This window comes from Pseudomonas sp. GW822-FHT01E03 (assembly GCF_058802985.1).
In genome coordinates, this window is the sequence record NZ_JBXAOQ010000010.1 from 241486 (window position 1) to 252353 (window position 10868).

The 10868-nt window shown below is 59.5% G+C and carries 13 protein-coding genes; 1 reads left to right on the plus strand and 12 read right to left on the minus strand.

Going from position 1 to position 10868, the window contains the following annotated elements; all coding sequences use genetic code 11:
* Positions 1-4 precede the first annotated feature (4 nt).
* From mltG to AC1RP7_RS21025, 9 genes are all read right to left on the minus strand, one after another.
* Positions 5-1237 (minus strand): endolytic transglycosylase MltG, encoded by a 1233-nt coding sequence (gene mltG, locus AC1RP7_RS20985; RefSeq protein WP_493181079.1) that lies wholly within the window; start codon positions 1235-1237, stop codon positions 5-7.
* A 3-nt stretch (positions 1238-1240) separates the two neighbouring features.
* Positions 1241-2056 carry an aminodeoxychorismate lyase gene (pabC, locus tag AC1RP7_RS20990; protein WP_493181080.1) on the minus strand — a complete coding sequence of 272 codons (816 nt, stop codon included), beginning with the start codon at positions 2054-2056 and terminating at the stop codon, positions 1241-1243.
* Positions 2056-3300, minus strand: a complete 1245-nt coding sequence (fabF, locus tag AC1RP7_RS20995; RefSeq protein ID WP_057713716.1) for a beta-ketoacyl-ACP synthase II — start codon at positions 3298-3300, stop codon at positions 2056-2058. The genes pabC and fabF overlap by 1 nt, the downstream gene beginning before the upstream one ends.
* A gap of 109 nt (positions 3301-3409) precedes the next feature.
* Complete coding sequence (gene acpP, locus AC1RP7_RS21000) at positions 3410-3646, minus strand: acyl carrier protein (protein WP_003175607.1); 237 nt, start codon at positions 3644-3646, stop codon at positions 3410-3412.
* 196 nt (positions 3647-3842) lie between these two features.
* Complete coding sequence (fabG, locus tag AC1RP7_RS21005) at positions 3843-4583, minus strand: 3-oxoacyl-ACP reductase FabG (protein WP_090457205.1); 741 nt, start codon at positions 4581-4583, stop codon at positions 3843-3845.
* A gap of 16 nt (positions 4584-4599) precedes the next feature.
* A complete protein-coding gene (fabD, locus tag AC1RP7_RS21010) occupies positions 4600-5538 on the minus strand; it encodes an ACP S-malonyltransferase (protein ID WP_008050436.1) in 939 nt (312 codons plus the stop codon).
* Between the two features lie 125 nt (positions 5539-5663).
* Entirely contained in the window at positions 5664-6674 is a 1011-nt protein-coding gene (gene plsX / locus AC1RP7_RS21015; protein ID WP_493181082.1) for a phosphate acyltransferase PlsX, read from the minus strand.
* 4 nt (positions 6675-6678) lie between these two features.
* Complete coding sequence (gene rpmF, locus AC1RP7_RS21020) at positions 6679-6861, minus strand: 50S ribosomal protein L32 (protein WP_003179396.1); 183 nt, start codon at positions 6859-6861, stop codon at positions 6679-6681.
* 13 nt (positions 6862-6874) lie between these two features.
* Positions 6875-7402 carry a YceD family protein gene (locus AC1RP7_RS21025; protein WP_007942001.1) on the minus strand — a complete coding sequence of 176 codons (528 nt, stop codon included), beginning with the start codon at positions 7400-7402 and terminating at the stop codon, positions 6875-6877.
* 105 nt (positions 7403-7507) lie between these two features.
* On the opposite strand from AC1RP7_RS21025, the gene AC1RP7_RS21030 reads away from it, so the two are divergent.
* On the plus strand, positions 7508-8086 hold the full coding sequence (locus AC1RP7_RS21030) for a Maf family protein (protein ID WP_493181084.1): 579 nt from the start codon (positions 7508-7510) through the stop codon (positions 8084-8086).
* 54 nt (positions 8087-8140) lie between these two features.
* On the opposite strand, the gene AC1RP7_RS21035 is transcribed toward AC1RP7_RS21030, so the two are convergent.
* Genes AC1RP7_RS21035 through rluC form a run of 3 tightly spaced genes read right to left on the minus strand, consistent with a single transcriptional unit; the run spans position 8141 to position 10766 of the window.
* A complete protein-coding gene (locus tag AC1RP7_RS21035; protein ID WP_493181085.1) occupies positions 8141-9130 on the minus strand; it encodes a S49 family peptidase in 990 nt (329 codons plus the stop codon).
* 24 nt (positions 9131-9154) lie between these two features.
* Positions 9155-9817, minus strand: coding sequence for an HAD-IA family hydrolase (locus tag AC1RP7_RS21040; RefSeq protein WP_493181087.1), 663 nt, complete (start codon positions 9815-9817; stop codon positions 9155-9157).
* The gene (gene rluC / locus AC1RP7_RS21045; RefSeq protein WP_007977058.1) at positions 9804-10766 is read right to left on the minus strand and encodes a 23S rRNA pseudouridine(955/2504/2580) synthase RluC; all 963 of its coding nucleotides are present in this window, start codon (positions 10764-10766) and stop codon (positions 9804-9806) included. The genes AC1RP7_RS21040 and rluC overlap by 14 nt, the downstream gene beginning before the upstream one ends.
* Between the last annotated feature and the right edge of the window lie 102 nt (positions 10767-10868).

Here is a 10868-nt window from a genome sequence, read left to right on the forward strand (position 1 = left end):
AGAGTCATTGCGGGCTTTTCGGTGCGCTTGCATCGGGTTCGGGCGTTTCAGGGGCTGGCGCAGGATCTTGCGCCGGTACTTGCGGCAGCCCCTCGGGAGCCGTGTTCGGTGAAGCGGCCGGGATCGGCGCCTGCTCCTGCGAAGACCTGGCCTCCTGCATACCGTTTTGCTCAGCCTGGATTGGCGGCATCTCGGGCGTAGTAGCGGGAGCCGGGCTGGAGCGGTAATCGGCGCGGCGCTTGATCTGGAACTCCTTCACGGCATTGTTGTGGGCATCCAGGTCGTCGGAGAACACATGGGTGCCATCGCCACGCGCCACGAAGTAAAGGCTGTTGCCGTCCACCGGATTGAGTGCCGCATGGATGGCTTCGCGACCGACCATCGAAATCGGCGTCGGCGGCAATCCCGCATTCATGTAAGTGTTATACGGCGTCGATTCCTTGAGGTGAGCCCGGGTCAGCTTGCCGCTGTAGCGGTCGCCGAGGCCGTAGATCACCGTCGGGTCGGTCTGCAGCAGCATGCCCATCGCCATGCGCCGCACAAACACGCCGGCAATCTGCCCGCGCTCCTGCGGTACGCCGGTTTCCTTTTCCACCAGCGAAGCCATGATCAGCGCCTGGTAGGGTTCGGTGTACGGTGTATCTGCAGCGCGCTTCTCCCACTCCTTGGCGAGCACTTCATCGAGGCGGTCGTAAGCGGTTTTCAGCACCTCGACATCGGACATGCCCCGCACGTAGCGATAGGTGTCCGGGAAGAAGCGCCCTTCCGGAAAAATCCCGGTGTGGCCGAGCTTGTCCATGACCTGGCTATCGCTCAAACCGTCGAGGCTATGTTCGAGCTTCTCTTCCCTGGCCAGCGCTGCGCGGACCTGACGGAAACTCCAGCCTTCGACCAGGGTCAGGCTGTACTGAACCATTTCCCCGCGTTTCCACAGGTCGATCAGGCCTTCGACGGTCATGCCGGGCTGAATGCGGTATTCACCGCTGTGCAGGGGTTGTCTGGCGAGGTTGAAGCGCCAATACACCCGCAGCCAGAATGCGTCCTTGATGACGCCGTTGGCTTCGAGTCGGTAGAGGGTGCGGGTCGGCGTGGTGCCCTTGGGCACATCCAGCAATTGTTCCTGGGTAATGTTCAGCGGCTGTACCAGCGCCGAATGAATCTTCCAGGCTGAAGCACCCATCAGCAGCCCTGCCAGAACCACACCGGTTTCCAGCAGCAGCAAGAGTTTACGTCTCACGTATCAAGCATCCAGTAGCACACGGGCAATGGTTTGGAGTTTACGGGTGAGCGGCCCAACCGGCCAGTGAAGAGCAGCATAGGCGCGCACCGGCCAGACACCATACACGCTGTTGCAGACAAAGACTTCGTCAGCCCATTGCAGCTGTTCGAGGGGGATATCGGTGATTTGCGTGGGGATTCCCAGCGACTTGGCCTGAAACAATATTTCTGCGCGCATCACGCCTGCCACGCCGCAGCGCTTGAGGTCAGCGGTGATGAGCACGCCATCACGCACCAGGAACAAGTTGCTGAACACACCCTCAATTACGCGCCCGGCCTGATCGAGCATCAAGCCTTCGGCATGCTCGGTGTCCTGCCATTCGGCACGGGCGAGGACTTGTTCAAGACGATTGAGGTGTTTGAGGCCGGCCAGTAATGGCTGCCTGGACAATCGCGTGGCGCAAGGAAACAAACGAACACCCTGTTCACCATGCGCGGCAGGGTAAGCCGCAGGTGGACTGCCTTGCACAATGCGTCGGGCCTGGGCCGAAGGATCGGGGGCATAACCGCGCAGACTGTCGCCACGGGTGAGAATGAGCTTGAGCACCCCGTCACCCAGTGCCGCGGCGTAGGCCAGCAGTTCGTTGCGGATCAGCTCCTGCTCGGCCGTTATCGCCAGGCGCGAACAGCCGTCCGCCAGACGCGACAGATGCCGGTCCAGCAACACGGGCTGACCGCTGCGCACGGCGATGGTCTCGAACAGACCATCGCCATAAGCCAGGCCGCGATCCTTCAGCGACAAAGCGTCAGCCGGCTGACCGTCGACCCAGCTGTCCATCAGCCTGCGAACCGACGGAACACCAGCGAACCGTTGGTGCCGCCAAAACCGAAGGAGTTGGAAACGACCACATCGATATCCATGTTGCGCGCCGTGTGCGGCACAAAATCGAGATCGCAGCCTTCGTCCGGCTCATCGAGGTTGATGGTCGGCGGCGCTACCTGGCTGTTGATTGCCAACACGCTGAAGATCGCCTCGACCGCGCCCGCCGCACCCAGCAGGTGACCGGTCATGGACTTGGTGGAACTGACGGCCAGCTTGTAGGCGTGCTCGCCGAATACCGACTTGATCGCATTGACTTCGGCCAGGTCGCCTGCAGGAGTCGAGGTGCCGTGGGCGTTGATGTACTGCACTTGATCGCCATTGATTTTGGCATCGCGCAGCGCATTGGTGATGCAGCGCGCAGCACCCGCACCATCGGCTGGCGGCGAGGTCATGTGGTAGGCATCACCACTGGTGCCGAAGCCGATCAGCTCGGCGTAGATGGTCGCGCCACGCGCCTTGGCGTGCTCGAGCTCTTCCAGTACCAGCGCACCGGCACCATTGGACAACACGAAGCCATCGCGGCCCTTGTCCCATGGACGGCTGGCGCGGGTCGGCTCGTCGTTGCGGGTCGACAGCGCGCGGGAAGCACCGAAGCCGCCCATGCCCAGACCGCAGGCCGCCATCTCGGCGCCGCCGGCAATCATCACGTCAGCTTCGTCGTACATGATGTTGCGGGCAGCCATGCCAATGCAGTGTGTACCGGTGGTACAGGCCGTGGCGATGGCGTAGTTGGGTCCCTGTGCACCGAGGTGGATGGACAGGAAACCGGAAATCATATTGATGATCGAGCCTGGCACGAAGAACGGAGAGATCCGTCGTGGGCCGGTCTCGTGCAGCGTGCGGGCGGTTTCTTCGATATTGGTCAGACCGCCAATACCCGAGCCCATGGCCACGCCGATACGCTCACGGTTGGCGTCAGTGACTTCCAGACCGGCATTGCGTACCGCCTGAAAACCTGCGGCCAGACCGTATTGAATGAACAGGTCGAGCTTGCGGGCTTCCTTGACCGACAGGTATTCCTCGACATTGAAGTCCTTTACCGAGCCGCCAAAACGGGTGGAATAGGCAGAAAGGTCGGTGTGTTCGATCAGACCAATGCCACTGCGGCCAGCCAGAATGCCCTGCCAGCTGCTCGGCACATCCGTGCCTAGTGGCGACAACATACCCATACCGGTGACTACGACGCGTCTACGCGACACAGCACTCTCCTTTTTTCAAATGACGACTTTGCATCAGGCCTAAAGAAAAAACCGCACGCCATGATGGCAGTGCGGTTTTTCCATGACAGCGAGCAACGATTACAAACTATTACGCCTGGTGGCTAGTAACGTAGTCGATTGCAGCTTGTACAGTAGTGATCTTCTCGGCTTCTTCGTCAGGGATTTCGGTCTCGAATTCCTCTTCCAGAGCCATCACCAGCTCAACGGTGTCAAGGGAGTCGGCACCCAGGTCTTCAACGAAGGAAGCAGTGTTGACCACTTCTTCTTCTTTAACGCCCAGTTGCTCAGCAACGATTTTCTTGACGCGCTCTTCGATGGTGCTCATACCTTGTTTTCACTCCTAATGGACAAATTCAGGCAGCTGGCCAGTGGGTAAGTGTATAGAAAGGCTTTTCAGCTTTTCAACTGAAAGCTTCACTCCTCGAACCCGGTGACCCTCTGCCTATAAATAGATTGCAGCTTTATAACGGATTTTAGACAGCTCGTATGACATTTTTTTGAAGCAATCCGTCACATTTGAATTACATGTACATCCCGCCGTTCACCGGGATTGTAGCTCCGGTAACGTAAGCCGCACCGTCCGACGCAAGAAAAGCGACCACGGACGCGATCTCTTGAGCCTGCCCCAGACGACCCAGCGGAATCTGCGACTGCAAGGCTTCACGCTGTGCCTCGGGCAGTTCACGGGTCATATCGGTATCGATGAACCCAGGAGCCACCGAGTTTACCGTAATCGAACGCGAACCGACTTCGCGCGCCAGAGCACGGCTGAAACCTTCCAGACCGGCCTTGGCGGCAGCGTAGTTTACTTGGCCTGCGTTGCCCATGGCACCCACAACCGAGCCAATACTGATAATTCGGCCCCAACGAGCTTTGGTCATGCCGCGCAAAACGCCCTTGGACAGGCGGAACAGACTGTTCAGATTGGTATCGACAACGTCGTGCCACTCGTCGTCTTTCATGCGCATCATCAGGTTATCGCGGGTGATACCGGCATTATTGACCAGAATCGCCGGCGCACCGAATTGCTCCTGAATGCTCGCCAGAACACTTGCCACGGACTCGTCGCTGGTGACATTGAGTTCCAGGCCAGTGCCCTGAATACCGTTTTCCTTCAGGGTCGCAGCAATGCGCTCAGCACCCGACGCGGAGGTCGCGGTACCAACAACGATGGCGCCCTGACGACCCAGTTCCAGGGCGATAGCCTGGCCGATGCCACGGCTGGCACCGGTGACCAGTGCAACTTTACCTTGCAGACTCATGCAAGCTTCTCCTGATTCAGGCCAACGCTGCACGGGCGGCAGCGAAAGCGTCTGGGGTATTGAGGTTGGATGTCGACACGCCTTCGGCGCAACGCTTGTTCAGACCGGCCAGCACTTTACCCGGGCCACACTCGACCAGGTTGGTCGCGCCCTTGGCGGCCAGTGCCTGGACCGATTCAACCCAGCGTACTGGCTTGTACAGTTGCTCGAGCAGATCGCGCTTGAGGGTTTCCAGATCGGCCGGCACCTGGGCACTGACGTTCTGCACCACGGGAATCTGCGGTGCCTGCCAGTCGATCGCCGCGATCGATTCGGCGAAACGCTCAGCAGCCGGGCGCATCAGCTCGCAGTGCGACGGCACGCTGACCGGCAAAGGCATGGCACGCTTGGCGCCACGCGCCTTGCAGCCTTCGATGGCGCGCTCGACGGCAGCCTTGGCACCGGCGATGACCACCTGGCCCGGTGAGTTGAAATTGACCGCGCTGACCACTTCGCCTTGCGCCGCTTCGGCACAGGCTGCCAGTACGTCGGCATCGTCCAGACCCAGGATGGCGGCCATGCCGCCCTGCCCAGCCGGAACAGCTTCCTGCATCAGCTGGCCACGACGCTCGACGAGCTTCACCGCATCGCCCAGGCTCAGACTGCCTGCCGCGACCAGCGCGCTGTATTCACCCAGGCTGTGCCCGGCAACGTAAGCCGGGCGCGCACCACCTTCGGCCAGCCACAAACGCCACAGGGCGATAGAGGCGGTCAGAATGGCTGGCTGGGTTTTATCGGTTTGATTGAGTTGCTCTTCCGGCCCTTGCTGGGTCAGTGCCCACAGGTCGTAACCCAGTGCATCGGAAGCTTCTTTGAATGTTTCAAGGACAACCGGATGTTGCGCGCCCAGCTCGGCCAGCATGCCGAGGGACTGCGAACCCTGTCCTGGAAAGACGAATGCGAGGGAAGCAGACATGTAACAAGCCCCTAATGATCTTGTCGTCGGAGAGTTGGCGCCCCGCTTTGGGGACGCAAGAAACTGACAGTTGGATGGCCCATCGAACCAAGCGGTCACATTTAAGCATTGTCCGACGAAAACGCCTAAAGCAACAAATCCTCCAGACGACCGTGCAGGCGCTCGGGAAGATTCTCCTGAATCTCGATCAAGGCGCGCTGAATGGCACTCTGAAACCCCTGAACCCCGGCAGAACCGTGGCTTTTTACCACAATGCCCTGCAAGCCGAGAAAGCTCGCACCGTTGTGCCGGGCAGGTGCCAGATCGGCCTGCAGGCGCTTCATCAACGGTAGTGCAAGCGCACCGACCACGCGAGAGGCCACGCTCTTCCTGAACAACGCTTCGATGCGCCCGGCAATCATGGTCGCCAGACCTTCGCTGGATTTGAGCAGGATGTTGCCGACAAAACCGTCACACACCACCACATCCGCTTCGCCACGGTACAAACCGTCGCCCTCGATAAAGCCGATGTAATTGATACCACGGGCGCCTTGCAACAAAGTCGCCGCCAGCTTGACCTGTTGATTGCCCTTGATGGCTTCGGTGCCGATGTTCAGTAACGCCACCCGAGGACGCGCTATGCCCAGGGTCTCGGCCGCCACCGAGCCCATGACCGCAAACTGCAACAGATGCTCGGCACTGCAATCGACGTTGGCGCCCAGGTCGAGCAACTGGCAATAGCCCTTTTGTGTCGGAATCGCCGCCACCATGGCCGGACGATCAATGCCGGGCAAGGTCTTGAGCACGAACCGCGACAACGCCATCAGCGCACCGGTATTACCGGCACTGACACAAGCCTGGACCTTGCCGTCACGCAACAACTCAAGCGCCACGCGCATCGACGAGTCGGGTTTGCCGCGCAAGGCCTGGGCAGGCTTGTCGTCCATGGTGATGACTTCGGACGCTGGCATTATCGACAGGCGCGCGCGATCCACAGCCGGATGGCCAGCGATCAGTTCTTCAAGAAGGGAGGGTTGACCGACGAGGGTCAGGTGCAGCGAGGGTGTAGCAGACAGACAAGCAAGGCTGGCCTGGACAATGCTGCGGGGACCGAAGTCCCCGCCCATTGCGTCAATCGCGATGACTTGAGCGGACAAGTGATTACTCGTCAGCGCCCTTGTCGATCACTTTACGACCACGGTATACGCCTTCTGGCGATACGTGGTGACGCAGGTGAACTTCACCGGTGGTTTTTTCTACAGACAGGGTGCTAGCCTCGAGAGCGTCGTGCGAACGGCGCATGTCACGGGCAGAGCGGGATTTTTTGTTCTGCTGAACAGCCATAATTGATTAACTCCTAAACGTTTGGGTCACGCTTTAACTGCGCCAATACACTGAACGGGTTGGACCGCGTTACCTCGTCCTCGCTCGGTTCGGGCTCATCTGCTCCCGCCGGCTGCTGGCATTCTTCCGGATGATGAGCAGGCACAATGGGCAAGGCGAGCAGAAGCTCCTCCTCGATCAGTGACTGCAGATCCAAAGGATCTTCGCCCAGTTCCAGCACGTCATAACCTTTCGGCAACGACTGGGTATTCGCACCCTCCTTCACCACAGCGTAACTGCATTCGCTATGGATCGGCAGGGTGACCAGCTCAAGACAACGCTGGCAAACCATTTTGACTTCAGTGTCGATAAAGCTGTGGATGACCACAGATTTACGTTCATCTCGTTCAAAAACGAATTTAGCCTGCACCGTACCGACATTGTCGGAAAGCGGGTCGCAGAGTCTCTCCAAATCGGCCAGCAGCATTTCACCTTGAAGGGTGGTGCCACGATCAGCCAATTTGCGCGGGTCAACGTGAGGTGGAATCGGGTCATTCAACATAGGCGCAGCATTATAGGGATGCACCCGCCCATGTCAAAGGAAATTCAGCCCTGTCCGTCACTTGGAAGCCTCGCTAGAATTCGCACACGCCTTATGGAGTTGTGCATGCTGCCTTTATTACTCGCTTCCAGCTCGGCCTATCGCCGGGAATTGCTGACCCGCCTGCAGCTGCCTTTCACTTGCAGCTCGCCGGATATCGACGAAAGCCATCGCCCGGATGAGTCCGCCATCGAGCTGGTCAAGCGCCTCGCCGAAGAGAAAGCGCGCGCCCTGGCCGACAGCCATACCGCTCATCTGATAATCGGCTCCGACCAGGTCGCCGTGCTGGGAGAGCGGATTATCGGCAAACCCCACACATTCGAAAAAGCCCGGGAACAACTGCTGGCCGCCAGCGGTGCCAGCGTGACGTTCCTCACTGGCCTGGCCCTGCTCAACAGCCAGACCGGGCACTGCCAGGTCGATTGCGTGCCGTTCACCGTACACATGCGCACACTCGACGCACCTCGCATCGAACGCTACTTGCGCGCCGAACAACCCTACGACTGCGCAGGCAGCTTCAAGGCCGAAGGCCTGGGGGTCAGCCTGTTTCGCAGCACCGAGGGACCTGACGCCACCAGCCTGATCGGCCTGCCGCTGATTCGCCTGATCGACATGCTGCTGACTGAAGGCGTACAGGTTCCCTGAATCCCGACACCAAAAAACCGGCCACGCAGGCCGGTTTTTCATGTCACATCAGAATCAGCGCAGCGACGGACCGTTAAAACCCATCCACATCGCCAAATGCTCAGCAACGCTGGCGCCGAGTTTTTTCGAAAAGCGATCGAATGGCGATTCCTGAACGGTGAAGTCCACCAGCTCTTTCTCACCGACCACATCCCGCGCAACCGAACTGGCATTACCCAGCCCATCGATCAACCCCAATGGCAGTGCCTGCTCGCCGGACCAGACCAGACCAGAGAACAGCTCCGGATGCTCCTTGTCCTTCAGGCGGTCGCCACGACCCTGCTTGACGCTATTGATGAACTGCTTGTGGGTCGTATCGAGCACGCCCTGCCAGAAGGCGGTTTCTTCCGGCTTCTGTGGCTGGAACGGATCGAGGAACGACTTGTGCTCGCCAGAGGTATAAGTACGACGCTCGACGCCCAGCTTCTCCATGGTGCCGACAAAGCCATAACCGGCTGCCGTCACACCGATGGAGCCGACCAGGCTCGCCTTGTCGGCGTAGATCTGATCCGCCGCACTGGCGATGTAGTAAGCGCCGGAAGCCCCCAGATCGGAAATGACCGCATAGAGTTTGATGTCCGGGTGCAGACCGCGCAGACGCTTGATCTCGTCATAGACATAACCCGACTGCACCGGACTGCCGCCCGGGCTGTTGATGCGCAGGATGACGCCCTTGACCTTCTTGTCCTCGAAAGCCGCACGCAAGCTGCCAACGATATTGTCTGCACTGGCCGACTCCTTGTCGGCAATCATGCCTCTCACATCGATCAACGCCGTGTAATTTGCACTAAGGGTGCCGGCCTTTTCCATATCCATCAGAGGCGAAAACAGGGCAATGGCGCCGAACAGATACACAAAAATCAGAAACTTGAAGAATATCCCCCAGCGACGGGACCGGCGCTGCTCCTGTATGCCGGCCAGCAGGGTCTTTTCCAGCAGTTTCCAGCTTTTGTCGTCACCGCTCTCTGCGCTTGCCTTGGCGGGCGCCTTCCATTCGTCGGTCATGCCATCCACCCCAAAAACAACCGGTTAAGCCCGCTGATTCAGCCAGGCATGCAATTCTGAAAAACGGTCGATGGCCAGTCGCGGCTCATACAACCTCAACGCATCGATCGATTGAGCGCCATAACTGACGGCCACCGAACCCATGCCGGCGTTGCGCGCCATCTGCAAATCAAATGACGAATCACCCACCATCAACGCCTGTTCCGGGCGAACCTCGCAATGAGCGAGAATTTGTTCGAGCATCAGCGGATGGGGCTTGCTGGCGGTTTCGTCGGCGGCGCGAGTGATATCGAAGTAATTCTCCCAGCCATGGGACTTCAACACCCGATCCAGCCCGCGACGGGCCTTGCCGGTCGCCACAGCCAGATGATAGCCCTCGGCACGAAATGCCTCGAGCGACTCGACCACACCCTCGAACAGCGGCGAAGGCACAGCCTCCGACGCAATGTAATGCTCAGCATAGCGCTCGCGGAACGCGATCAGCTCGGCGTCGCCGATTTCGGGGTACAGGGTGCGGATCGCTTCCGGCAAGCCCAGGCCAATGATGCCCTTGACGGCCAGATCATCGCGCAGCTCAAAACCGGAACGCTGCGAGGCAACGTGCATCGCCTCGACAATCCGACCAATGGAATCGGCCAGAGTGCCGTCCCAATCAAAGATCAGCAGCTTGTAGTCAGATGGGCGCACTCAATCGCTCCACGGTTTTGGCCCACATCTCGTCGACCGGCGCTTGCAGCTTCAGCTCACCACCATCGGGGAGCGGCACCGTCAGCATGTAGGCGTGCAGGAACAGGCGCTTGCCGCCCAGATCGCGGATTTCCTTGCTGAAACCTTCGTCGCCATACTTGGTGTCGCCAGCGATGCAATGCCCGGCGTGCAAGGTATGGACGCGGATCTGGTGAGTCCGGCCGGTAATCGGCTTTGCTTCGATCAGGGTGGCAAAGTCGCCGAAGCGGCGCAGGACCTTGAACACGGTCACGGACTCCTTCCCCTCCTCCTCGTCGACCTCGACCATGCGCTCGCCGGAGCGCAGATTGCTCTTGCCCAGCGACGCACGGACTTGCTTGATCGAGCTCGCCCAGTTACCGCGGACCAGCGCCATGTAGCGCTTGTCGACGCCATCACCGCGCAATGCGGTGTGCAAGTGGCGCAACATGCTGCGCTTCTTGGCGATCATCAACAGGCCGGACGTATCACGGTCGAGACGGTGAACCAGTTCGAGCTCTTTGCAATCGGGGCGCAACTGACGAAAGGCTTCGATCACCCCGAAAGTCAGGCCGCTGCCACCATGAACAGCAATGCCCGCGGGCTTGTTGATCACGATCAGCGCCTTGTCTTCGAAGACAATCGAGGCCTCGAGCCGCTGCAACAGGCCTTGTGCCAGCGGCACCGGTTCGTCGCGCTCAGGCACGCGAACCGGCGGCACGCGCACGATATCGCCCGCCTGCAGCTTGTACTCGGGCTTGATCCGACCTTTGTTCACGCGCACTTCGCCCTTGCGCAAAATGCGATAAATCAAGGTCTTGGGCACGCCTTTGAGTCGGGCGAGAAGGAAATTATCAATGCGTTGGCCGGCATATTCCGGCGAGACCTCAAGCAGTTGTACGCCTGGAGTCGGGGGGGTAGTCGTCGTCATGGCGCGGATGATAACAATTTTTTATGGAATTGAAGCACTTAATCATTGCTGCTATAGTCGCGAACGTCGCCAAAAGCGGCCTGGACAGCGGACCAACGGTCA

What these genes read in the sequence shown, in the direction of transcription:
- pabC (WP_493181080.1), bottom strand. Translation starts at nt 2,056, where the DNA reads ATGGACAGCTGGGTCGACGGTCAGCCGGCTGACGCTTTGTCGCTGAAG.
- acpP (WP_003175607.1), bottom strand. Translation starts at nt 3,646, where the DNA reads ATGAGCACCATCGAAGAGCGCGTCAAGAAAATCGTTGCTGAGCAACTG.
- fabG (WP_090457205.1), bottom strand. Translation starts at nt 4,583, where the DNA reads ATGAGTCTGCAAGGTAAAGTTGCACTGGTCACCGGTGCCAGCCGTGGC.
- fabD (WP_008050436.1), bottom strand. Translation starts at nt 5,538, where the DNA reads ATGTCTGCTTCCCTCGCATTCGTCTTTCCAGGACAGGGTTCGCAGTCC.
- rpmF (WP_003179396.1), bottom strand. Translation starts at nt 6,861, where the DNA reads ATGGCTGTTCAGCAGAACAAAAAATCCCGCTCTGCCCGTGACATGCGC.
- AC1RP7_RS21025 (WP_007942001.1), bottom strand. Translation starts at nt 7,402, where the DNA reads ATGTTGAATGACCCGATTCCACCTCACGTTGACCCGCGCAAATTGGCT.
- AC1RP7_RS21030 (WP_493181084.1), top strand. Translation starts at nt 7,508, where the DNA reads ATGCTGCCTTTATTACTCGCTTCCAGCTCGGCCTATCGCCGGGAATTG.
- AC1RP7_RS21035 (WP_493181085.1), bottom strand. Translation starts at nt 9,130, where the DNA reads ATGACCGACGAATGGAAGGCGCCCGCCAAGGCAAGCGCAGAGAGCGGT.
- rluC (WP_007977058.1), bottom strand. Translation starts at nt 10,766, where the DNA reads ATGACGACGACTACCCCCCCGACTCCAGGCGTACAACTGCTTGAGGTC.